Here is a 21,530-nt window from a genome sequence, read left to right on the forward strand (position 1 = left end):
TGCTAACCCTCTGCGACCTGTCGGAGGGGACAGGATCAGCAGCCACGACGCCGCCGGTCGCCTAGGGTTCGGAGCGGTCCGACGAAGGAGGCTGCTGTGGGCGCGTACGAGGACGTTTTCCGGGCGAGTGTGGCCGACCGGGAGGGGTTCTGGCTGGAGGCGGCGCAGGCCCTGGAGTGGGAGACCCCACCGACCAGGGCCCTGGACGACGCCAACCCGCCCTTCTACCGCTGGTTCCCCGACGGGCGGCTCAACGTCGCGCACAACGCCCTGGACCGGCACGTCGCCGCGGGCCGGGGCGACCAGGCCGCACTGATCTACGACTCCCCGGTCACCGGCACCCAGCGGACCTACACCTACGCCCGGCTGACCGACGAGGTCGCCACCTTCGCGGGCGTGCTGCGGGCCGAGGGCGTCGGGGTCGGGGACCGCGTGGTGATCTACATGCCGATGGTCCCCGAGGCGGTGGTCGCGATGCTCGCCTGCGCCCGCCTGGGCGCGGTGCACTCGGTGGTGTTCGGCGGGTTCGCCGCCAACGAGCTCGCCGTCCGCATCGAGGACGCCACCCCGAAGGTCGTCGTCTCGGCGAGCTGCGGGATCGAGGGCAAACGAGTCATCGAGTACAAGCCGTTGCTGGACAAGGCGATCGCGCTGTCCTCGCACAAGCCGGACTCGCAGGTGATCCTGCAGCGCCCGCAGGCCGAGGCCGCCATGGGCGCCACCGACGTCGACTGGGCCGAGGCGGTCGCCAAGGCCACCCCGGCGGACCCCGTCCCGGTGAAGTCGACTGACCCGCTCTACGTGCTCTACACCTCCGGCACCACCGGCAAGCCGAAGGGCGTGGTGCGCGATGGCGGCGGCTACGCGACCGCGCTGGCCTGGTCCATGCCCCACGTCTACGACGTCGGCCCCGGCCAGACGATCTTCACCGCGTCCGACGTCGGCTGGGTCGTCGGCCACTCCTACATCGTCTACGCGCCGCTGCTGGCCGGGGCGACGACCGTGCTCTACGAGGGCAAACCCGTCGGCACCCCGGACGCGGGCCAGTTCTGGCGGGTCTGCGCCGAGCACGGCGTCCGCGCGCTCTTCACCGCGCCGACCGCGTTCCGCGCGCTGAAGAAGGAGGACCCGAACGGCGAGTACGCGACGCAGTACGACCTGTCCGGGCTGAAGTACCTCTTCCTGGCCGGCGAGCGCCTCGACCCGGAGACCTACCGCTGGGCCCTGGACCTGCTCGACATCCCGGTGATCGACCACTGGTGGCAGACCGAGACGGGCTGGCCGATCGTCGCCGACCCGGCCGGCATCGAGCTCCTGCCGATCAAGCCCGGCTCCCCCACCCGCCCGTTGCCGGGCTGGGACATCCAGGTCCTCGACGCGAACGGCCGGCAGGTCCCCCCGGACACCGACGGCGCGATCGTGGCCAAGCTCCCCCTGCCGCCGGGCGCCTTCCCGACCCTCTGGAACGACGACGAGCGGTTCGTCTCCTCGTACATGTCCGCCTTCCCCGGCTACTACCTGACGGGCGACGGCGGCCGGATCGACTCCGACGGCTACGTGTTCGTCATGGGCCGCACGGACGACGTCATCAACGTCGCCGGGCACCGGCTCTCGACCGGCGGCATGGAGGAGGTCCTCGCGAGCCACCCGGCCGTGGCGGAGTGCGCGGTGATCGGTGTCGCGGACCAGATGAAGGGGCAGGTGCCCCGCGGCTTCGTCGTCCTCAAGGCCGGCGCGGACCCCGATCCGGACGAGCTGCGGGCCGAGCTGGTGCAGATGGTCCGGGACCGGATCGGGGCCGTGGCCAGCCTGAAGGACGTCGCGGTCGTCGCCGCCCTGCCCAAGACCCGCTCCGGGAAGATCCTGCGCAAGACCATGCGGGGCATCGCCGACGGCCTCGACGAGCCGGTCCCCTCGACCATCGAGAATGTCGACGTCCTGGACGATCTTCGGTCCGTTCTGCGCAAGGGCTGATCACCCGATCGTGTAACGGAGGCGGGCCCTCCCGGCGATGGGGGGAACGACGGCTGCTCCCCCTCGGTCGTCTCCCCACCCGGAGAGGACCCGCCTCCGATGTTCCGCTCCCCCGAGCGGTGGCCCGCCGTGCTGGCCGCTGCCCTCGGCCTGACCGCCGTGGGCGGGCTGGCCGGGGCCGCGTTCGTCGTCGACGCGCACGCGTCGGCCGCACCGGCGCTCGCCGCCGAGTTCCGCGTCCCCCCGTCGTCGCTGGCCCTCGCGCCCCACCCGCCCACGACCTCCCCCCGGTCCGCCACGCCGACCTCTCCCGAGACGCCTCGCCGGCCCGCCCCCCGGATCGCCACGACCCCGCCCGCCCCGGCTCCCGCCGCGGCGACCACGGCCCGCGCGGCCCGGCCGACTCCGGTGGCCCCGTGCGCGACCGTCGCGGCCACGTCCACGGCTCCGGCGGCGCTCCCGGCCCCCGTGCAGGCCGCGCTCGCCGCCCCGACCAGCGCGGACGTCGAGCAAGGGTGTCCTGAGTCACGCGAAGGGTCGGCTTCGGGCGCACCATGAGGTCATGAAGGTTTCGGTGGACTTCGACCTCTGCGAGAGCAACGCGCTCTGCATGGCAGCCGCACCCGAGGTGTTCGAGGTGCGGGACGACGACTTCCTCTACGTCCTCGACGAGAACCCGCCCGAAGCGTTGCGGGCCAAGGTCGAGGAGGCGGTCCGGGCCTGCCCGAAGGCCGCCATCACGCTCCAGGACTAGACCCGGGCAGGACTGGCGTCGGGTCACGGCAGCGGCGAGGATCGGCGGATGCCGTCGGTCTGGACCACGCCGCTCACACCGCTCGCCTTCCTCGCCCGCTCGGCCGAGGTCTATCCGGACAAGACGGCGATCGTCCACGGCGACCGCCGGCTCTCCTATGCCGATTTCGCGGCCGAGGCCACCCGGGTCGCACACGGCCTGCGCGGGTCGGGGGTCCGCCCGGGCGACCGGGTGGCGTACCTGCTGCCGAACATCCCCGAGATGCTCGTGGCGCACTTCGCGGTGCCGCTGGCCGGCGCCGTCCTCGTCGCGATCAACACCCGGCTCTCCACGGAGGAGATCCGCTACATCCTCGACCACTCGGGCTCGACCCTGCTCGTCGTCGACGCCACCCTGTACCCGCAGGTCGCGCCAGTCGCCGCCGAGCTGAAGACGGTCGAGGAGATCGTCACGGTGATCGACCCGGCGGCGCCGGGGGACGGTGTGGGCTCCGGCATCCGCTACGACGACCTGCTGGCCCGCGGGTCCGACGAGCCCCTGCGGTGGGAGGTCGAGGACGAGGAGTCCGTGATCTCGATCAACTACACGTCCGGGACCACCGGCCGTCCCAAGGGCGTGCAGTACACCCACCGCGGCGCGTACCTGAACTCCTTCGGCGAGATCGTGCACTCCACGCACACGCCGGACAGCGTGTACCTCTGGACGCTCCCGATGTTCCACTGCAACGGCTGGTGCACGCCCTGGGCGGTCACCGGGGTCGGCGGCACCCACGTCTGCCTGCGCGAGGTCCGCGGGGACCGGATCTGGGAGCTGATCGGGGAGCACGGCGTCACGCACCTCAACGGCGCCCCCACGGTCGTCACGACGATCATGCGGGCCGAGCAGGCGCGCACGCTCGACTACCAGCTGGTGGTGACGACGGCCGGTGCGCCGCCGAGCCCGACCACGATCCTGCAGATGGAGCGCATGGGCTTCCGGATCGTGCACGTCTACGGCCTGACCGAGACCTACGGGCCGTACTCGGTGAACCAGTACCAGCGCGCCTGGGACGGCCTCGGGGCCGAGGAGCGCGCGGCGCTGCAGGCCCGGCAGGGCGTCGGGATGCTGCAGGCGGAGCGGGTCCGCGTGGTGGACCAGGAGATGCGCGACGTGCCGCGCGACGGGCAGACGATGGGCGAGATCGTCATGCGCGGCAACAACGTGATGAAGGGGTACTTCGAGGACCCCGAGGGCACGGACAAGGCCTTCGCCGGTGGCTGGTTCCACTCCGGCGACCTCGGCGTGATGCACCCCGACGGCTACGTGGAGCTCCGCGACCGCGCCAAGGACATCGTGATCTCGGGCGGCGAGAACATCTCGACGGTCGAGGTCGAGCAGGCGCTGATGTCCCACGAGGCGGTCCTCGAGTGCGCCGTCGTCGGCATCCCGGACGAGGAGTGGGGCGAGCGCCCGAAGGCCTTCGTCGTCCTCGGTCCCGGCGGAGCGGCCACCGAACAGGACCTGATCGACCACGTGAGGTCCAGGATCGCGCGCTTCAAGGCCCCGAAGGTGGTCGAGTTCCTGGACGAGCTGCCCAAGACCTCCACCGGCAAGATCCAGAAGTTCGAGCTCCGCAAGTCCCGGTGAGCGGCTGTGCCCCCCGGTGGGGCCGCCGCCACGCACGACCCGGCCGAGACACTTCGTCACGTTCCCGTGATCCGGCGCCCGCGCGCCGTTAGCGTTGCTCACCATGACCAGGAAGCCCCAGAGCGCCTTCCGGGTGGGGGCGGGCGCGATCATCGTGACCACCTGCACGGTGATCCCCGTGTTCCTGACCGGCGCCTCCGCCGTCCAGATCTCCGCGGAGCTCGGCTTCGACCCGGCCGGGCTCGGGATCATCGTGGCGCTCTACTTCGCGGTCAGCGCGCTCGTGTCGCTGCCGATCGGCCGGCTCGTCGAGCGGTTCGGCGCGGGGGTCACCAGCCGGGTCGCGGTGCTGGGCGCCGCGACGTTCCTGCTCCTCGTGGCCCTGTTGGCACACTCGTACACCGCGCTCGTCGTGATCCTGCTGTGCGGCGCGTGGTGCAACGTGATGGGCCAGCTCTCCTCCAACCTGACGCTGGCCCGTTCGATGCCGCAGGAGCGGATGGGGCTGTCCTTCGGTGTCAAGCAGGCCTCCGTGCCGCTCGCGGGGCTGCTCGCCGGGGTCGCGGTCCCGACCGTCGTGCTGACGATCGGGTGGCGGTGGGCCTACGTCATCGCCGCCGGCCTCGCCCTGCTCGCGGTCCTGGCCGCGCCGCGCGGCGCCGGCCCGGAGCGCCGGGACCGCACCGTGCCGCAGGACCGGGCGACCGGTGCGCTCGCGGTGATCGGCGCCGCCGCGGGGCTGGGTGCCGCCGCCGCGAACGCGCTCGGGATCTTCCTCGTGGCCTCGGCGGTGGACCGCGGCATCGATCCCGGGCTCGCCGGCCTGGTGCTGACCCTGGGCAGCGTGGTCGGCCTGCTCATCCGGATGCTGCACGGCTGGCTGGCGGACCGTCGCAGCGGCGCGCACGTCGCCGTCGTCGCCGGCTGTCTGATCTCCGGGACGGTCGGCCTGATCCTGCTCGCGGTGCCCGGCTCGGTCGCGCTGGTGGTCGGGACCGTCCTCGCGTTCGGGCTCGGCTGGTCCTGGCCGGGGCTCCTGCAGTTCGCGGTGGTCCGGCTCAATCCCGAGGCCCCGGCGGCCGCGACGGCGATCGTGCAGGTCGGCGTGTACGCAGGCTGCGCGCTCGGCCCGGTCGGGTTCGGGTTCCTCGTGACGCACGCGTCGTTCCCGGTGGCCTGGTACGCGAGCGCGGTGGCGATGGCGATCGCCGCCGGCGGCGTGATGCTCGGCCGGCGCATGCTCGTGGCGCACCGCCGGACCCGCGAGCTCGTGCCGGCCTAACGCAGGCGCTCGGCCAGCGCGATCGCGTCCCGCGGCGCGTGCACCTTCACGTCGTTGTCGAAGTAGGCGTTCACGTCGAGCCCCTCGGCGAGCCAGCCGCGGATCCGCTGCGCCCAGGAATCGAGGGCCTCCGGCGTGTAGCCGCTGACGTAGAGCTCCTCGGCGCCGTGCAGCCGGACGTAGACGTGGTCGGCGGTGACGTCGGTCAGGAACGGCCACTTCCCCGCCGTGTCCGCCACGACCAGCGCGATCCCGAACTCCCGCAGCAACGCGAGGAAGGCCGGATCGCGGAAGCTCTCGTGCCGGACCTCGACGGCGTGCCGCATCGGGCGCTCGTCCGCGTCGAGCACGGGATCCCCGATCCGCTCGTCGTGCTCCCTCGCCAGGTCGGCCGCGGCGGTCGTGGTGTGCGGCAACAGCTCCAGGAAGGCCCGCATCCGCTCCGGCCTGAAGATCATCCGGGGTGGCAGCTGCCAGAGGACCGGGCCGAGCTTCGGGCCGAGCGCGAGCAGCCCGGAGGCGAGGAAGTTCGCGACCGGCACCCGGACGTCGTTGAGCTGCTTCATGTGGGTGATGAACCGCGGCCCCTTCACCGAGAAGACGAAGCCCTCGGGCGTCTGCTCGCGCCAGCTCGGCCACGCGGTCTGCCGGGAGTAGAAGGAGCCGTTGATCTCGATGGAAGTCACCTCGCGGGAGAGGTACTCCAGCTCCCGGCGCTGCGCGAGGCCCTTCGGATAGAAGGTGCCGCGCCAGGGCGGGTACCGCCAGCCCGAGGTCCCGGTGCGCCAGGTCGCCATCGCCCCATCCTGGCGGTAACGCCGTGGGCGTGGGGAGCGTGATGAGGATGTGGCCCGGTGGATCCTGCCCCTCGTCGTGCTCGGCGACCTCGTGGTCGTCGGCGCGCTCTACGCCGTCCTCGACTGGCCCGCGCTGTTCTTCGCCGTGCCGCTCGTGATCTCCTCGATCATCGTGGTGGTCGTGCTGCGGCTCGCGTCGCCGCTGCGCCGGATGGCCTCCGACCTGCGGATCCCCGCCGGGGCGGTGCCGCGGGCGGGCGGGCACTGGGTGCCGGGCGCCCCGCTCGACGACGACTGGGCGACGCGGCAGCGGTCCTGGGACACCAGCACGGGGGACACCGGCTCGTCGTGGGGTCCGTCGTGGGACAACGGGTGCGCGCCCGACCAGGGCTCGTGGTCGGGTTCGGACTCCTGGTCGACGTGCTCCTCGGACTCGGGTTCCTCCTCGGACTCCGGCTCGTCGAGCTCCTCGGACTCGGGCTCGTCGGACTCCGGGTCCTCCTCGTCGTCCTCGGACTGACCCGGCGCCTACGCTGCCCGCATGAGCGGCCCGGTACGACCCGACGACGGCTACCTCCGCGCGCTGGTCGCGGCCACCGAGCAGGCGGTCGCGGGTGCCGAGCCGCTCGGCTCCGAGCACGCGGGTGCCCCCGCCGAGCTGCGGGAACCGGTCGCCGCGGCGGTCGACGCCCTCGGCGACGAGCTCGTCGCGCTGAGCCGGGACCTCCACGCCCACCCCGAGACGTCCTTCGCGGAGCACCGCTCGGCGCGGGCGGTGGCGGAGCTCCTCGAACGCCACGGCCACGAGCCCGAGACCGGCGTCGGCGGGCTGGACACCGCGCTGCGCTGCACCTCCGGCGGCGACGGCCCGCACGTCGGGATCCTCGCCGAGTACGACGCGCTCCCCGGGATCGGGCACGGCTGCGGCCACAACGTCATCGCCACCACCGCGCTCGGCGCGTTCCTCGCCCTGGCCGGGCGCGCCCCGGGCCGCGTGACGCTGTTCGGCACGCCCGCCGAGGAGGGCGGCGGCGGCAAGGAGACGATGGCCCGCGCCGGCCTGTTCGACGACGTCGACGCCGTCGTCATGCTCCATCCGTTCTCCCACGACGTGGCGATGCACCCGTTCCTCGGCCGCCGCCAGGTCGAGATGGTGTTCCGCGGGGTCGCGGCGCACGCGGCCGCGCAGCCGTTCATGGGCCGCAACGCCCTCGACGCCGCTGTCGCCGCCTACCAGGGTGTCGCGGCGCTGCGCCAGCACCTGCCCCCGACCGACCGCATCCACGGCACGTTCACCGACGGCGGCGCGCGCCCCAACGTCGTCCCGGAGCGGGCGGCGGTGCTGTTCTACGTGCGCTCGATGGAGCCGGAGACCCTGCGGGACCTCGCCGAACGGGTCACGGCGATCGCCGAGGGCGCAGCCCGGATGCACGGCTGCGGCGTCGAGCTGAGCTGGGACGCCGCCCCGGCCTACCTGCCCATCCGCCACAACGCCGCGCTCGCCGGCCGCTGGGCCGTCAACCAGCGCGAACGTGGCCGAACCTCGCTCGTCCCGGGCATCGTCCCCGAGTTCCTCACCGGCTCCACGGACCTCGGCAACCTGTCCCAGCGGATGCCGGCGATACATCCGATGCTGGCGATCGCCGGCCCGACGGAAGCGCTGCACACCGAGGGCTTCGCGGCCGCCGCGGGCAGCGCGACGGGCGACGCGGGGGTCCGCGACGGCGCCCACGGCCTGGCCATGACGGCCCTGGACTACCTCGCCGACGCCGGCCTGCGCGAGGCCGTGCACGCCGAGTTCGCGGCGCAGGGCGGGGCCCTGGACGTGCCGAGCTACTTCTAGTCTGGGGCTCGTGGATCTCGCACGCGCCACCCGCGCCGTCCTGGACTGGCCCGTCGACCACGTGGCGGCGGTGGTGGTCGGGGCCGGCGGGGTGCTGGCCACGGCCGGCGACCTCGACCGGGAGTTCCGGCTGGCGTCGGTGACCAAGCTGCTCTCGGCGTACGCGCTGCTCATCGCCGTGGAGGAGGGCGCCGTGGAGTGGGACGACCCGGCCGGCCCCGAGGGCTCCACGATCCGGCACCTGGCCGCCCACACGTCCGGGCTCGCGTTCGACTCCGACGACGTCCAGGCCGAGCCCGGCACCCGGCGGATCTACTCGAACGCCGGTTTCACCGTCCTCGGCGAGGCGATCGCCGAGGCCAGCGGCATCGCGTTCGCGGACTACCTGCGCGAGGCCGTCCTCGGCCCCCTCGGCATGGCGGCCACGGAGCTGCGCGGGCAGCCGGGCTCGGCCGGGTACTCGACCGCCTCGGACATGGCGCTGTTCGCCGCCGAGCTGCTCGCCCCGACCCTCGTCGCGCCGGAGACCTTCGCCGCCGCCACCCGGGTCGTCTTCCCGGGCCTGAACGGCGTGCTCCCCGGCTACGGCTCCCAGCGCCCCAACGACTGGGGCGCGGGCTTCGAGATCCGCGACGGCAAGCACCCCCACTGGACCGGCGCGGGCAACTCGCCCCGCACCTTCGGCCACTTCGGCCAGGCCGGCACCTTCCTCTGGGTCGATCCCGAGATCGGGACCGCCTGCGTGGTGCTCACGGACCGGAAGTTCGGCGAGTGGGCCGTCGAGGCCTGGACCCCGTACAACGACGGCCTCCTCGCCGCGCTCACGACCGACGGCTGATCTCGGCGTCGATCCCGTCGAGGATCCGGGCGAGCCCGAAGTCCAGGGCTGCGTTCCGCTCCCCCGGATCGGCGAAGGCCGCGCTGACCTCGGGGAACTCGCCGGCTCGGGCGGCGAGGACCGCCCCCATCGCCTGCCCGATCTCCTCCTCGGCGCCCTGCTGGGCGATCGCCCGGACGTGCCCGGCGAGCACCGCGACCGCGTCGAGCTTCTCGCCGCCCGTGAACGGGGTGCCGGCGAGCGCGGCGAGCGCCCGCTCGGTCCACCGCAGCTCGTGGGGGCCCACCGCGCGCGGGCCCACGACCGCAGTCGTGGCCCACGGATGCCGGGCGAAGACCGCGTGCAGGGCCCGTGACCAGGCCTCCAGCGCGGCGCGTCCGGTCCCGGCGATGTCCGGGACCGGCCCGATCCCGACGTCCACCATCAGCGCGACCAGCTCCGCCTTGCCCGGGACGTACCGGTAGAGCGCCATCTTGGTGACGCCGAGGGCCGCGGCGACCCGCTGCATGGCGATCGACTCGAGCCCCTCGGCGTCGGCCAGCGCGATCGCGGCCCTCGCGATCCCCTCGCGCGTCAGCCCGCGCCGGGGCCCGCGGGCCGGGGCGGGTTCGGAGTCCCACAGGACGTCCACGGATCCTCCTTGCCTTCCCAACGAAACCGTGTCTACCTTACACAGTGTCTAGCGGACACAGTTTCTGGAGGAGCACCCATGACCCGCACGATCCTGATCTCCGGCGCCGGCATCGCCGGCCCCGCGCTCGCCGCCTCGCTCGCCCGCGCCGGCAACCGGGTCACCGTGGTCGAGCGCGCACCCGCGCTGCGGACCGGCGGCTCGGCCGTCGACTTCCGCGGCGAGGTCCATCTCGAGGTCCTGCGCCGCACGGGCCTGCTCGAACCGCTGCGCGCGCAGCAGACCGGCGGGAGCCCCTGGTCGTTCGTCGACGACGCCGGCCACGAGCTCGCCACCCTCCCCGCGTCCTACGCCGGGGGCGCGATCGAGGTGCGCCGCGGCGACCTGAGCCGGACGCTCGCCGCGGCGGCCGACGGCGTCGAGTACCTGTTCGGCGACTCGATCACCGCCCTGCGGGACGGCCCGCACGGCGTCGAGGTGGGGCTCGCGAGCGGCGTCGAGCGCGTCGTCGATCTCGTGATCGGGGCGGACGGGCTGCACTCGGCGGTCCGCCGGCTCGCCTTCGGCCCGGAGGAGCGGTTCGTGCGGCACTTCGGCTACCGGGTCGCGGGCTGGGACCTGCCGAACACCCTGGGCGCGGACCGCACGACCGTCCTGCACAGCGTGCCCGGCCGCACCGCCGCGCTGACCGCGGATCCGCACGACCCCGGGACCGCCCGCGCCCTGTTCGTCCACGCGGCCACCGGCGATCTCCCCCGCGACCGCCCCGCGCGTCTCGACGAGCTGCGCGAGGCCTACGCCGGCGTCGGCTGGTGGGTGCCCGAGCTGCTCGCCACGCTCGACGCCGCGACCGACGTCTACGTCGACGCGATCGCCCGCGTCCGCCTCCCCCGCTGGTCACAGGGCCGGATCGTCCTGCTGGGCGACGCCGGGTACGGCGCCACCCTCGGCGGGATGGGCGCCGGCACCGCGGTCGTCGGGGCGTACGTGCTGGCCGCCGAGCTCGCCGCCACGCCGGACCACGCGGTCGCGTTCGCCCGCTATGAGGACCGGCTCCGCCGCTACGTCACCCGCTGCCAGCGCGGCGCCGCGGGCGCCGGGAAGTTCCTCGCGCCCCGCACGGCCGCCGGGATCGCGCTGCGCACTCGCATCTTCCGCTCGTCCCCGGGCCGAAAACTGCTGCTCGGCCAGGCGGACTCGCAGGCCGCCGCGGTGGAACTGCCCGAGGTGGCCCGGGACACGTCCGGGATCGGGGAATCATCCGGGCCTCCCGCCCGTTGAGCCACCTGTCCGGACCGGGCGAGCAGTGTCCCCGGGCCGCAATGGATAACCGCCACCGTGGAATACCAGTCCGGCTGGAGCCGCGGTGTGCAACTCGCCGCGAGGCGACCTGCGCCCGGTCCGGACACCCCTGCGGTTCCCCGCAGGGTGCTGGACGCGTCCGGATCCGGGCGGACACCGTGTCCCCGGGTCCCACCTTTTCGCCGCCGAGAGCGGCCGCGCGCCGAGAGGCGACCGGCCCGCCCGGTCCGGACGTCAGTCCTGCTCGACCCGTCCCTGCCCCTGCGGCCGCACGACGCCGCACCGCCAGCACTTCTCCGGCGAGTCCTCCGCCGGCATCGCACCGCACTCCGGGCACACCTGGCTCAGCCAGCAGACCGGATCGCCGCCCTCGGACTCCATGTCCCCATGAGACGCCGGTCGCACCCGGGGAACAAGTCCGCGGGTCCGCCCGTTGCACGACAGGCCCGGCGGGCAAACCCTTTGTCCCCGACAGGCACACTTGACGAACGATGTCCTCCCACCAGACCACCGGGACCACCCCCGCGCGCGCAGGCGACCCCTCCGCGCGTCGTGGTGATCCCCTCCCCACCGGTCCGTCCCAGCCCACCCACGGGACCGGACCCGCCGCCGAGCAGGCCGCAGCCGTACCCACCGGCGGCGCCGCGGGCGGCGATCGGAGCCGTGCCCGCCGCCCCCGGCGGCGCGGCTCCCGGGGCCGGAGCGCACCCGCCGACGCGCGGGGCAACGCGCCCGGCCCCACCAGCACGTCCCCGGGCAGCGGCGAACGCCGCCCGCCCGAGCCGGCCGCCCCCTCGCTGCCCGACGAGGTCCTCGACGATCTTTCTCGTCGCATCGACGATCTGGCCCCGTTCGACGCCGAACGCCTGGCCCGCCGGCTGCAGGGCGCCCGGCGCTCCGGCAACGGCACCGCCCAGCAGGCCGTGGTCGAGGCCGTCGCCACCGCCGAGCACCGGCTCGAGCGCCGCCGCGCCGCCGTCCCGCGGATCGTCTATCCCGAGCAGCTACCGGTCTCCCAGCGCAAGGCGGACATCGCGGCCGCGATCCGGGACAACCAGGTCGTGATCATCGCGGGCGAGACGGGCTCCGGGAAGACCACCCAGCTGCCCAAGATCTGCCTCGAGCTCGGCCGCGGCGTCACCGGCATGATCGGCCACACCCAGCCCCGCCGGCTCGCCGCACGCACCGTGGCCACCCGCATCGCCGAGGAGCTGGGCACCGAGCTGGGCGACGTCGTGGGCTGGAAGGTCCGCTTCACCGACCAGGTCGGCGACCGCACCATGGTCAAGCTGATGACGGACGGCATCCTGCTCGCCGAGCTCACCGGCGACCGCGAGCTCCGCCGCTACGACACGCTGATCATCGACGAGGCGCACGAGCGCAGCCTCAACATCGACTTCATCCTGGGCTACCTCACCCAGCTGCTGCCGCGCCGGCCCGACCTCAAGGTCATCATCACGAGCGCGACCATCGACCCCGAGCGCTTCTCCCGGCACTTCGGAGACGCGCCGATCGTCGAGGTCAGCGGCCGCTCCTATCCCGTCGAGGTGCGCTACCGCCCCGTCGTCGACCCGGACGATCCGGACGCCGACCCGGACCGCGAGGAGATCGACGCGATCGCCGACGCGGTCACGGAGCTGCAGCGCGAGGGCCCCGGCGACATCCTCGTGTTCCTGCCCGGCGAGCGTGAGATCCGGGACACCACGGATGCCCTGCAGCGCAGGAACTTCTCGGGCACGGAGGTCCTCCCGCTCTACGCGCGCCTCACCACGGCCGAGCAGCAGCGGATCTTCGCCCCGCACGCGGGGAACCGGATCGTGCTGTCCACCAACGTCGCCGAGACCTCGCTGACGGTCCCGGGCATCAAGTACGTGATCGACGCCGGCACGGCCCGCATCTCCCGCTACTCGCGGCGGCTCAAGGTGCAGCGACTGCCCATCGAGAAGGTCTCGCAGGCCAGCGCCAACCAGCGCGCGGGCCGCTGCGGCCGTACGTCCGACGGCATCTGCATCCGCCTCTACGCCGAGGACGACTTCGACGCGCGCCCCGAGTTCACGGACCCGGAGATCCTGCGCACCAACCTGGCCAGCGTCGTCCTGCAGATGATCGCGCTGGACCTGGGCGAGATCGCCGCGTTCCCGTTCGTCGAGCCGCCGGACCGCCGCGACGTGGCCGACGGGCTGGCGCTGCTGCACGAGCTCGGCGCGATCGAGCCCGGAGCCGGTCAGGGGGGCCGGCTCACCGCCACCGGGCAGGCCCTGTCGCGGCTGCCCGTCGATCCCCGGCTCGGTCGGATGCTGGTGGAGGCCAACAAGACCGGCTGCCTGCGCGAGGTCCTGGTGATCGCCGCGGCGCTGTCGGTCCAGGACCCGCGCGAGCGCCCCACCGAGCAGCGCCAGGCCGCGGACGAGCAGCACAACCGCTTCAAGGTCGACGGCTCGGACTTCCTCGCCTACACGAAGCTGTGGGAGTACCTGACCGAGCAGCGAGACGAGCTGTCCGGCAACAGGTTCCGCCGCGCCCTGCGCGAGCAGTTCCTGCACTACCTGCGGATCCGCGAGTGGTGGGACCTCCACGGCCAGCTCCGCCAGGCCGCGCGCTCGGCGGGGATGACCGCGAACGACTCCCCCGCCGACGCGGACCGGATCCACCAGGCGCTGCTGTCCGGCCTCCTCTCGCAGGTCGGGCTCCTGGAGGAGACGGACACGCGCAAGGCCGGCGGGCGCGGCGACGACCCGGCGAAGGCCCGCGCCGGGCGCCCCGGTGCCCGCGAGTACCTCGGCGCCCGCAACGCGCGCTTCGCGATCTGGCCCGGTTCCGCGCTGGCGAAGAAGCCGCCCCGCTGGGTGATGGCAGCCGAGCTCGTCGAGACCTCCCGACTGTGGGCGCGCACCGTCGCGTCGATCAAGCCCGAGTGGATCGAGCCGCTCGCCGGACATCTCGTCCGACGGACGTACTCCGAACCTCACTGGTCACGCAAGCGTGGTTCCGCCGTCGCGACGGAACGTGTGACGCTGCACGGCATCCCGGTGATCGCCGACCGCACGGTGGACTTCGGGCGGGTCGACGCCGAGATGTCCCGCGATCTCTTCCTGCGCCATGCGCTCGTCGAGGGCGACTGGGAGACGAAGCACCGCTTCTTCCGCGCCAACCGCGCACTCCTGGAGGACGCCGAGGAGCTCGAGCACCGCGCCCGCCGCCGCGATCTCGTGATCGACGAGGACGCGCTGTTCGCCTTCTACGACAAGCGGATCCCCGCGACCGTGGTCTCCGGCCGGCACTTCGACTCCTGGTGGAAGAAGGAGCCGCGCAAGGACCTGCTCGACTTCACCACCGAGATGCTGGAGACCGAGGCCGCGCGCGGGATCGACCGCGAGGCCTACCCGGACCACGTCGCCGCCGGGGGCCTCACGCTCCCGCTCTCCTACGCCTTCGAGCCCGGCCACCACACGGACGGCGTGACCGTGGACGTCCCCGTCGCCGCGCTGCACCAGGTGGACCCGACGCCGTTCACCTGGCAGATCCCCGGGCTCCGCGAGGAGCTCGTCACCGCGCTGATCAAGACGCTGCCGAAAGCGGTGCGCCGCAACTTCTCCCCGGCCCCGGACCACGCGAAGGCCGTGCTCGCCCGGCTGCAGGCGGGCGACGAACCGCTGCTCGACGGGCTGGAGCGCGAGCTGGGCCGGATGCGCAACGTCGTGATCCGGCGCGAGGACTGGGAGCTGGACCGGCTGCCGGACCACCTCACCGTGACCTTCCGCGTCCTCGACGAGCGGGGCCGCGAGGTCGCCCGCGGCACCGACCTGGAGAAGCTCCGCGCCGAGCTCGCCCCCCGGGTGCGCGAGGAGATCGCCCAGGCGGGCAAGGACATCGAGCGCACCGGCCTCACGACATGGCCCACGGATCTCGGCCCCGCCGGCCCGTCCGGCTCCGGCGACGCGCTGCCGCGCGAGCACGCCATCCGCCGCGGCCGCCACGTCGTCACCGGCTACCCCGGCCTCGTCGACCGCGGCACGAGCGTCGACGTCCGCGTCTTCGCCACCGAGGCCGAACGCGACGCGGCCCACCGCCGCGGTGTCCGGCGCCTCCTGCTGCTCGCCACCCCGAGCCCGGCCAAGCAGGTGCAGCGCGGCCTCGACCCCAAGACCCGGCTCACGATCGCCCGCAACCCGCAGGGCAGCCTCGACGCGCTGATCCAGGACTGCATCAGCTGCGCGGCCGACCACCTGATCGCCCGCGCCGGCGGCCCCTGTTGGGACGCGGCGGGTTTCGAGAAGCTGGGCGGCGTCTTCGCCCAGCACCTCGGCAGCACCACGATGCAGGTCCTGCAGGCCGTCCGCGGAGTGCTGGAGCGCTGGCATCCCGTCCAGTCCGCCCTCACGGAGCTCCGGCCCGGCCCGGGGGTGGCGGACATCCGCGCCCACCTGGCCGACCTGATGGGCCCCCACTTCGTCGAGCAGGCGGGCGCCACCCGGCTCGCCGACGTCGCGAGGTACCTCCAGGCCGTCGGCCTCCGCATCGACAAGCTCCGCCAGGACCCCGCGCGGGACGCCTCCTGGACCGCCGAGGTCCACGCCGTCGCGGACGAGTACGAGGCCGACCTCGCCACCCTCCCCCCGGCCGTCGATCCCCCACCCGGCCTCGTCGAGGTCCGCTGGATGATCGAGGAGCTCCGCGTGAGCCTCTACGCCCAACCGATGAAGACCCGCTACCCGGTGAGCGTCAAACGCATCCAGAAGGCCCTGGACACCCTCTAACCCCCGCGAGTCGGCACTTTCGGTAGGCCGAAACACACGCTCACGACGCGCGCGAACGTCACACACGGTCTCCGGAAAGTGCCGACTCGCGGGGTCAGGGCTGGGCGCGGACGTGCGCGACCAGGGCGTTGGCGTGGCCGTGGCCCAGGCCGTGCTCCGTCTTGAGCCAGGCCACGGTCTCCATGTGCTTCTCCACGCCGTGCTCCCGGATCAGCGCGAACCACTCCTCGACGGGCCGGCCGTACTTCTTCTCGATGCTCGGGAAGTACGACGCCGGACCCTTCACCTGCTCGGCCATGGTGGCCTCCTCTCGCCCGTGAGTGTGGACCACCGCGCCGGACGGAACTCATCGGCCGAACTTTGTCAGGACAATATGTTGACTGCTCGTTCTGCCCGGCTAGCCTGAAGGTCACGGATCCCGCGACAACGGAGACCAGGATGACCGACACGAACCGCAGGCCCCTCGGAGTGGGCGTCGCCGGGATGGGCTGGATGGGCCGGGTGCACACCATGGCCTACACCCGCGTGCTGCACCATTTCCCCGAGCTGCCCGTCGTCCCGCGCCTGGTCGCGGTGGCCGACCAGGTGCCCGGCCGGCCCGAGGAGGCCGCCGCCCAGTTCGGCTTCACCACCCCCGTGAGCGACTGGCGGGAGATCGCGGCGAATCCCGAGGTCGACGTCGTCAGCATCGCCGCGCCCAACTTCCTGCACCGCGAGATCGGCGTCGCGATGGCGGAGGCGGGCAAGCACATCTGGATCGAGAAGCCGGTCGGCCTGACCAGCGAGGACGCCCGCGCCGTCGCCGCCGCGGTGCGGGCGGCCGGCGTGCAGGGCGCGGTGGGCTTCAACTACCGCAACGCCCCCGCCGTCGAGGCCGCGAAGAAGATGGTCGACGACGGCGAGCTGGGCACGATCACCCACGCCCGCTTCCGCTTCTTCAGCGACTACGCCGCGCACCCGGACGGCGCCCTGAGCTGGCGCTACGAGCGCGCCCGCGGCGGCAGCGGGGTGCTGGGCGACATCGCCGGACACGCCGCGGACCTCGCCTACTACGTGCTGGGGGAGTTCGAGTCGATCGTGGCGGACACCGCGATCTTCATCCCGGAGCGCCCGAAGGGAACGGGCGCGGTCGGCCACGTCCGCGCGACGGGTGGGGAACGAGGTCCGGTCGAGAACGAGGACTACGTCGGCGCCCTGGCCCGCTCCCACAGCGGTGCCCGGGTCGTGCTGGAGGCGAGCCGGATCGCAGTCGGCGACCAGAACGCGTACGGCTTCGAGGTCCACGGCACCCGGGGTTCGCTGGCCTGGGACTTCCGCAGGATGAACGAGCTGCAGGTGGGAACCGATGGACTGCACCAGGACCAGCCGATGAGCACCCTCTACGTCGGCCCCGCCCACGGCGATTTCGGCGCCTTCCAGCCCGGCGCCGCCAACGCCATGGGCATGGACGACCTCAAGGTCATCGAGTGCGCCCGGTTCCTGCGTTCCGTCTCCGAGAACCGGCCGTACGGCACCACCCTCGCCGACGCCGTCCGCAGCGCGACCCTGCTCGACGCGATGGTCGAGTCCGCGGCCAAGCGCGCGTGGGTGACCCTGTGAGGGTCGGGGTGATCGGCGCCGGGATCATGGGCGCCGACCACGTGACCACGCTGCACGGCATGGTCTCCGGTGCGGAGGTCGCGATCGTCGCGGACATCGATCTCGACCGGGCGACCGCCGCCGCGGCCCGCGCCGGCGCCGAGGCCACGACGGACCCGGCGAGCGTGATCGCGGAGTCCGACGCCGTGATCATCGCCTCCCACGACTCGACGCACGCCGAGCTCACCCTGGCCTGCCTCGACGCCGGCCGGCCCGTCCTGTGCGAGAAGCCCCTGGCCCCCACCGTCGCCGACTGCGAGAAGATCGTCGCCGCCGACAGCGGGGGGCTCGTCTCCCTCGGCTTCATGCGCCGGTTCGACCCCACCCACGTGGCGCTCAAGGCCGCGATCCCGCAGATCGGACAGCCGCTCGTCGTGCACTGCGTGAGCCGCAACGTCTCCTCGGGGCCCGGCTCGACCAGCGCGTCGCTCATCACCAACTCCGCGATCCACGAGTTCGACTCCGTCCCGTGGCTGCTGGACTCGCCGATCGTCGAGGTCTCCTGGCACGCCGGCCGCAGCGCCCACGGCGAGCTGCAGGACCCGCAGATCATGTTGCTGCGCAACGACAACGGCGTGCTCACCACCCTCGAGGTGTTCCTCAACGCCCGGCACGGCTACGTCACCCGCTGCGAGATCGTCGGCGACGAGGGCGCGCTCACCCTGCCCGAGCCGCCGCAGGTGATCGTCGACAGTGGACTCCGGCGCGCCACCGAGTACGCGGCGGACTGGCGCCCCCGCTACGCCGACGCCTACCGCGTCGAGCTCCAGGCCTGGGTCGACGCGCTGGCCGCCGGCGCCCCCACGCCGCTCGCCACCGCGGCCGACGGCCTCCGGGCCACCGCCGTGGCCGAAGCCATGATCCAGTCCATGAAGGACGGCCGGACGGTGACCGTATGAGCAGCCTGCCCGCACCCCGCACACCCGATCCGCGCAGTGCGCCGGCGCTGCGCTGGGGGATCCTCGGCACCGGCTGGATCGCCGGGAAGTTCGTGGACACCGTGGCGCGCAACACCACCCAGCGGATCGTCGCCGTCGGCTCGCGCAGCCAGGACTCCGCGGACCGGTTCGCCAAGGAGCACGGGATCGACCGGGCGCACGCGAGCTACGACGCGCTCGTCGCCGATCCGGAGGTCGACGTCGTGTACGTCGCCACCCCGCACACGGCCCACCGCGACGACGCGATCCGCGCCCTCGAGGCCGGCAAGCACGTCCTCGTCGAGAAGCCCCTCGCGCTCGACGCCGCCCAGGGCGCCGAGATCGCCGCGGCCGCACGAGCGAAAGGCCTGTTCGCCGCCGAGGCGCTGTGGACCTTCTTCCTCCCGCGCTACGACGTCGTCCGCCAGGCCCTGCCCCGGATCGGCGCGATCCGCTCGGTGCAGGCCGAGTACGGCGAGGGCTTCGAGCCCGGGCACCGGATCTTCCGCGCCGACCTCGCCGGCGGCCCCCTGCTCGACCTCGGCACCTACCCGCTGTCCTTCGTCACCTGGCTGCTCGGCGAGCCCGCGACCGTCCTCGCCACGGCGCAGCCGCATCCGGCGGGCGTGCACGGCCAGCTCGCCGCGATCCTCACCGACGCGGAGGGCAACGAGGGGATCGTCCACACGTCGATCCACGGGTTCACGCCGACCGTCGCCACGGTCGTCGGGACCGAGGGCGTGCTCACCCTGCCCGGACCCTTCCCGCAGCCCGGCCCGGTGGTGCTGGAGACCGGTGGCGAGACCCACGTCTGGGACGAACCGCGGACCGGGCACGAGGGCCTGTTCTTCGAGGCGGCCGAGGTGGCCCGCGCCGTCGCCGACGGGCGGACCGAGACCCCGCTCCGCACCCTCGACGACTCGCTGGTCACCCTCCGGGCGATCGACGCCGTCCGGGCCCGCGCGGGCATCCGGTTCCCGCACGACGGCGGCTCGTAGGCACGCGCCCTGCCGAAAGCCCTCCGCCGTGCCAGGCTGACCCGATGACGGCCGAGTACGCCCACCTCGGTGAGGCCCTGGGAACGGACTTCTTCTCGGTGCGCGAACAGTTCACCGAGGAGCAGTGGGAGCACTTCGCCACGGTCCGGAAGTTCGTCGACGCCGAGGTGCTCCCGGTGATCGGCGACCACTGGGAACGCGCGGAGCTGCCCTGGGAGCTGATCCGCCGGCTCCCGGCGCTCGGCATCGTCGGCGAGACGATCACCGGCTACGGCGCCGCGGGGATGAGCCCGCTGGCGTGCGGGCTGGTCCACATGGAGCTGCACCGCGGCGACGGCTCGCTCGGCGTGTTCCTCGGCGTGCACGCCGGGCTCGCCATGCAGTCGATCGCGATGTGCGGCAGCGAGGAACAGAAGCAGCGCTGGCTGCCGTCGATGTCCACGATGGACAAGCTCGGCGCGTTCGCGCTCACCGAGCCGGACCACGGGTCGGACTCCGTGGCCCTGGAGACCACCGCCCGCCGCGACGGCGACCACTGGGTCCTCGACGGCGCCAAGCGCTGGATCGGCAACGGCACCATCGCCGATCTCGTGGTGGTGTGGGCCCGCGACGTGGCCGACGGCGAGGTGAAGGGCTTCGTCGTCGAGACGCCGGCCGAGGGCTACGAGGCCACGGTGATCGGCGGCAAGGCGGTGCTGCGGTCGGTGTGGCAGGCGGACATCACCCTGCGCGGCGTCCGGGTCCCGGAGGAGAACCGGCTCGCGAACGCCCACACGTTCGCCGACTGCGCCCAGGTGCTGGCCAACACGCGCGGGATCTGCGCGTGGATGGCGCTCGGCCACGCCACCGCCGGGTACGACGCCGCCCTGCGCTACGCGAAGGAGCGCACCCAGTTCGGCAAGCCGCTGGCGTCCTTCCAGATCGTCCAGGAACGCCTGGTGCACATGCTGGCCGACCTCACCGGGATGCAGCTCTACTGCATGCAGATCGGCCGGCTCGCCGAGGCCGGCCGCCTGTCCCCCACCGTCGCGGGGCTGGCCAAGATGAACAACACCCGCGCCGCCCGCCGCATCCTCGCCACCGCCCGGGACCTGCTGGGCGGCAACGGGATCCTCCTCGAACACCACGTCGTCCGGCACTGGGCGGACATCGAGGCGGTGCACACCTTCGAGGGCACCGAGACCATGCAGACCCTGATCGTCGGCAAGGACATCACCGGCATCGGGGCTTTCAGCTGATCAGGACGGGCTGACCTGCGGCTTTCCACGCCCGGAAGCCGCCGTCGAGGTCCGTGGCGTTGTGGAGGCCCAGGTCCTGCAGCGAGGCGGCGGCGAGGCTGGAGCTGTAGCCCTCGGAGCAGGCGATGATCCACACGATGTCGTGGTCCGTGGCCTCGGGGATCCGGGCGTCGGAGGTGGGGTCCAGGCGCCACTCGAGGTGGTTGCGCTCGATGACCAGCGCGTCCGCGAAGGACCCCTCCTGGTCGCGCTGCCACGCCGGGCGGGTGTCGACGAGCCGGGCGCCCTTCCCGATCAGCTCGGCGGCACGGTCCGGGTCGACCCGGTCGAGGCGGGCGCGGGCCTTCTCCAACAACTCACCGATCGCACTCATGCCCCCACCTTCTCAGGCTCGGTGGTGAGCTCGGTGCGGGTCCGGCGCAGGAAGCCCGAGGGCGTCTCCTCGTAGTAGCTCATCGCCGTGAGCGGCGGGGAGTACGCGTGCACGCTGACCGCCGTCTCCCCCTGGTGGTTCGCGACGTCGTGCACGTGGCCGAGCCCGAACGCGGCACCCCGGCCGGCGTGCAGGGTGCGGCGGCGCAGGCCGTGCCCCGCCACCCAGTGCTGCTCCTCGAGGCTGCCGGACACCACGGTGAGCGCGCCCAGCGAGCCGGCGTGGTCGTGGAGCTCGGCGAGCTGGTCGGTGGCCCAGCTGATCAGCCAGACGTCCACCACGTCGTCCGCCATGATCCGGCGGGACCAGCGGTGGTCGGGATCGACCTCGACGGTGTGCCGGCCGAGGCGGACCTCCTCGGCGAACCGGCGGGTCAGGGCCGTGAGGTCGGAGAGGTCCAGGGGCGTGGGCGCGGACAGGACAGGCCGCAGGGCGTGCGCGGACACGGGTACTCCAGCAAGGGTCGGACGCGAGCGGTAAGGGTCAGCTCGAGCGTCGACAC

At 73.3% G+C, this 21,530-nt stretch carries 20 protein-coding genes; 14 read left to right on the forward strand and 6 right to left on the reverse strand.

Annotated features, from left to right (window positions below):
* Positions 1–96: 96 nt before the first annotated feature.
* From ABD324_RS28995 to ABD324_RS29015, 5 genes are all read left to right on the forward strand, one after another.
* A complete protein-coding gene (locus ABD324_RS28995) occupies positions 97–1,974 on the forward strand; it encodes a propionyl-CoA synthetase (protein ID WP_344424136.1) in 1,878 nt (625 codons plus the stop codon).
* 99 nt (positions 1,975–2,073) lie between these two features.
* Positions 2,074–2,532 carry a hypothetical protein gene (locus ABD324_RS29000; RefSeq protein ID WP_344424139.1) on the forward strand — a complete coding sequence of 153 codons (459 nt, stop codon included), beginning with the start codon at positions 2,074–2,076 and terminating at the stop codon, positions 2,530–2,532.
* A gap of 4 nt (positions 2,533–2,536) precedes the next feature.
* A complete protein-coding gene (locus tag ABD324_RS29005; RefSeq protein WP_344424142.1) occupies positions 2,537–2,728 on the forward strand; it encodes a ferredoxin in 192 nt (63 codons plus the stop codon).
* Between the two features lie 48 nt (positions 2,729–2,776).
* Positions 2,777–4,354, forward strand: a complete 1,578-nt coding sequence (locus tag ABD324_RS29010) for a long-chain-fatty-acid--CoA ligase (protein ID WP_344424145.1) — start codon at positions 2,777–2,779, stop codon at positions 4,352–4,354.
* A 103-nt stretch (positions 4,355–4,457) separates the two neighbouring features.
* Positions 4,458–5,636, forward strand: coding sequence for an MFS transporter (locus ABD324_RS29015; protein WP_344424148.1), 1,179 nt, complete (start codon positions 4,458–4,460; stop codon positions 5,634–5,636).
* On the opposite strand, the gene ABD324_RS29020 is transcribed toward ABD324_RS29015, so the two are convergent.
* Positions 5,633–6,433 carry a DUF72 domain-containing protein gene (locus ABD324_RS29020; protein ID WP_344424151.1) on the reverse strand — a complete coding sequence of 267 codons (801 nt, stop codon included), beginning with the start codon at positions 6,431–6,433 and terminating at the stop codon, positions 5,633–5,635. The two genes, ABD324_RS29015 and ABD324_RS29020, sit on opposite strands and share 4 nt — an antisense overlap.
* 49 nt (positions 6,434–6,482) lie before the next feature.
* On the opposite strand from ABD324_RS29020, the gene ABD324_RS29025 reads away from it, so the two are divergent.
* From ABD324_RS29025 to ABD324_RS29035, 3 genes are read left to right on the forward strand one after another with little or no spacing between them, the layout of a single operon-like run.
* On the forward strand, positions 6,483–6,953 hold the full coding sequence (locus ABD324_RS29025; protein WP_344424154.1) for a hypothetical protein: 471 nt from the start codon (positions 6,483–6,485) through the stop codon (positions 6,951–6,953).
* A gap of 21 nt (positions 6,954–6,974) precedes the next feature.
* The gene (locus ABD324_RS29030) at positions 6,975–8,276 is read left to right on the forward strand and encodes a M20 family metallopeptidase (protein ID WP_344424157.1); all 1,302 of its coding nucleotides are present in this window, start codon (positions 6,975–6,977) and stop codon (positions 8,274–8,276) included.
* Positions 8,277–8,286: 10 nt separating this feature from the next.
* Positions 8,287–9,114: a serine hydrolase domain-containing protein gene (locus ABD324_RS29035; RefSeq protein ID WP_344424160.1), complete on the forward strand. Its 828-nt coding sequence runs from the start codon at positions 8,287–8,289 to the stop codon at positions 9,112–9,114.
* Here ABD324_RS29035 and ABD324_RS29040 read toward each other — a convergent pair.
* Positions 9,098–9,745: a TetR/AcrR family transcriptional regulator gene (locus tag ABD324_RS29040; protein ID WP_344424163.1), complete on the reverse strand. Its 648-nt coding sequence runs from the start codon at positions 9,743–9,745 to the stop codon at positions 9,098–9,100. The two genes, ABD324_RS29035 and ABD324_RS29040, sit on opposite strands and share 17 nt — an antisense overlap.
* Positions 9,746–9,823: 78 nt before the next feature.
* Between ABD324_RS29040 and ABD324_RS29045 the strand changes: the two genes are divergently transcribed.
* The gene (locus ABD324_RS29045; RefSeq protein WP_344424165.1) at positions 9,824–11,026 is read left to right on the forward strand and encodes an FAD-dependent monooxygenase; all 1,203 of its coding nucleotides are present in this window, start codon (positions 9,824–9,826) and stop codon (positions 11,024–11,026) included.
* Between the two features lie 255 nt (positions 11,027–11,281).
* On the opposite strand, the gene ABD324_RS29050 is transcribed toward ABD324_RS29045, so the two are convergent.
* Entirely contained in the window at positions 11,282–11,428 is a 147-nt protein-coding gene (locus ABD324_RS29050) for a hypothetical protein (RefSeq protein WP_344424168.1), read from the reverse strand.
* A gap of 110 nt (positions 11,429–11,538) precedes the next feature.
* Between ABD324_RS29050 and hrpA the strand changes: the two genes are divergently transcribed.
* The gene (gene hrpA / locus ABD324_RS29055; protein WP_344424171.1) at positions 11,539–15,804 is read left to right on the forward strand and encodes an ATP-dependent RNA helicase HrpA; all 4,266 of its coding nucleotides are present in this window, start codon (positions 11,539–11,541) and stop codon (positions 15,802–15,804) included.
* Positions 15,805–15,898: 94 nt separating this feature from the next.
* On the opposite strand, the gene ABD324_RS29060 is transcribed toward hrpA, so the two are convergent.
* Positions 15,899–16,102: a DUF4287 domain-containing protein gene (locus ABD324_RS29060; protein ID WP_344424174.1), complete on the reverse strand. Its 204-nt coding sequence runs from the start codon at positions 16,100–16,102 to the stop codon at positions 15,899–15,901.
* A 140-nt stretch (positions 16,103–16,242) separates the two neighbouring features.
* Between ABD324_RS29060 and ABD324_RS29065 the strand changes: the two genes are divergently transcribed.
* From ABD324_RS29065 to ABD324_RS29080, 4 genes are read left to right on the forward strand one after another with little or no spacing between them, the layout of a single operon-like run.
* Positions 16,243–17,403, forward strand: coding sequence for a Gfo/Idh/MocA family protein (locus ABD324_RS29065; RefSeq protein WP_344424177.1), 1,161 nt, complete (start codon positions 16,243–16,245; stop codon positions 17,401–17,403).
* Positions 17,400–18,341: a Gfo/Idh/MocA family oxidoreductase gene (locus ABD324_RS29070; RefSeq protein WP_344424180.1), complete on the forward strand. Its 942-nt coding sequence runs from the start codon at positions 17,400–17,402 to the stop codon at positions 18,339–18,341. Before ABD324_RS29065 ends, ABD324_RS29070 begins: the two co-directional genes overlap by 4 nt.
* Positions 18,338–19,357 carry a Gfo/Idh/MocA family protein gene (locus ABD324_RS29075; RefSeq protein ID WP_344424183.1) on the forward strand — a complete coding sequence of 340 codons (1,020 nt, stop codon included), beginning with the start codon at positions 18,338–18,340 and terminating at the stop codon, positions 19,355–19,357. The genes ABD324_RS29070 and ABD324_RS29075 overlap by 4 nt, the downstream gene beginning before the upstream one ends.
* Positions 19,358–19,401: 44 nt before the next feature.
* Complete coding sequence (locus ABD324_RS29080; RefSeq protein WP_344424186.1) at positions 19,402–20,595, forward strand: acyl-CoA dehydrogenase family protein; 1,194 nt, start codon at positions 19,402–19,404, stop codon at positions 20,593–20,595.
* On the opposite strand, the gene ABD324_RS29085 is transcribed toward ABD324_RS29080, so the two are convergent.
* On the reverse strand, positions 20,588–20,968 hold the full coding sequence (locus tag ABD324_RS29085; protein WP_344424189.1) for a rhodanese-like domain-containing protein: 381 nt from the start codon (positions 20,966–20,968) through the stop codon (positions 20,588–20,590). The genes ABD324_RS29080 and ABD324_RS29085 overlap by 8 nt on opposite strands.
* Positions 20,965–21,474, reverse strand: coding sequence for a cysteine dioxygenase (locus ABD324_RS29090; RefSeq protein ID WP_344424192.1), 510 nt, complete (start codon positions 21,472–21,474; stop codon positions 20,965–20,967). The genes ABD324_RS29085 and ABD324_RS29090 overlap by 4 nt, the downstream gene beginning before the upstream one ends.
* Positions 21,475–21,530: the final 56 nt, after the last annotated feature.

This window comes from Pseudonocardia ailaonensis (assembly GCF_039531635.1).
Lineage (GTDB): Bacteria > Actinomycetota > Actinomycetes > Mycobacteriales > Pseudonocardiaceae > Pseudonocardia > Pseudonocardia ailaonensis.

Excerpts from the sequence above, each read along its gene's own strand:
- ABD324_RS29000 (WP_344424139.1), top strand. The coding sequence starts at position 2,074 with ATGTTCCGCTCCCCCGAGCGGTGGCCCGCCGTGCTGGCCGCTGCCCTC.
- ABD324_RS29005 (WP_344424142.1), top strand. The coding sequence starts at position 2,537 with ATGAAGGTTTCGGTGGACTTCGACCTCTGCGAGAGCAACGCGCTCTGC.
- ABD324_RS29010 (WP_344424145.1), top strand. The coding sequence starts at position 2,777 with ATGCCGTCGGTCTGGACCACGCCGCTCACACCGCTCGCCTTCCTCGCC.
- ABD324_RS29015 (WP_344424148.1), top strand. The coding sequence starts at position 4,458 with ATGACCAGGAAGCCCCAGAGCGCCTTCCGGGTGGGGGCGGGCGCGATC.
- ABD324_RS29020 (WP_344424151.1), bottom strand. The coding sequence starts at position 6,433 with ATGGCGACCTGGCGCACCGGGACCTCGGGCTGGCGGTACCCGCCCTGG.
- ABD324_RS29030 (WP_344424157.1), top strand. The coding sequence starts at position 6,975 with ATGAGCGGCCCGGTACGACCCGACGACGGCTACCTCCGCGCGCTGGTC.
- ABD324_RS29045 (WP_344424165.1), top strand. The coding sequence starts at position 9,824 with ATGACCCGCACGATCCTGATCTCCGGCGCCGGCATCGCCGGCCCCGCG.
- ABD324_RS29050 (WP_344424168.1), bottom strand. The coding sequence starts at position 11,428 with ATGGAGTCCGAGGGCGGCGATCCGGTCTGCTGGCTGAGCCAGGTGTGC.
- hrpA (WP_344424171.1), top strand. The coding sequence starts at position 11,539 with ATGTCCTCCCACCAGACCACCGGGACCACCCCCGCGCGCGCAGGCGAC.
- ABD324_RS29060 (WP_344424174.1), bottom strand. The coding sequence starts at position 16,102 with ATGGCCGAGCAGGTGAAGGGTCCGGCGTCGTACTTCCCGAGCATCGAG.
- ABD324_RS29065 (WP_344424177.1), top strand. The coding sequence starts at position 16,243 with ATGACCGACACGAACCGCAGGCCCCTCGGAGTGGGCGTCGCCGGGATG.
- ABD324_RS29075 (WP_344424183.1), top strand. The coding sequence starts at position 18,338 with ATGAGCAGCCTGCCCGCACCCCGCACACCCGATCCGCGCAGTGCGCCG.
- ABD324_RS29080 (WP_344424186.1), top strand. The coding sequence starts at position 19,402 with ATGACGGCCGAGTACGCCCACCTCGGTGAGGCCCTGGGAACGGACTTC.
- ABD324_RS29085 (WP_344424189.1), bottom strand. The coding sequence starts at position 20,968 with ATGAGTGCGATCGGTGAGTTGTTGGAGAAGGCCCGCGCCCGCCTCGAC.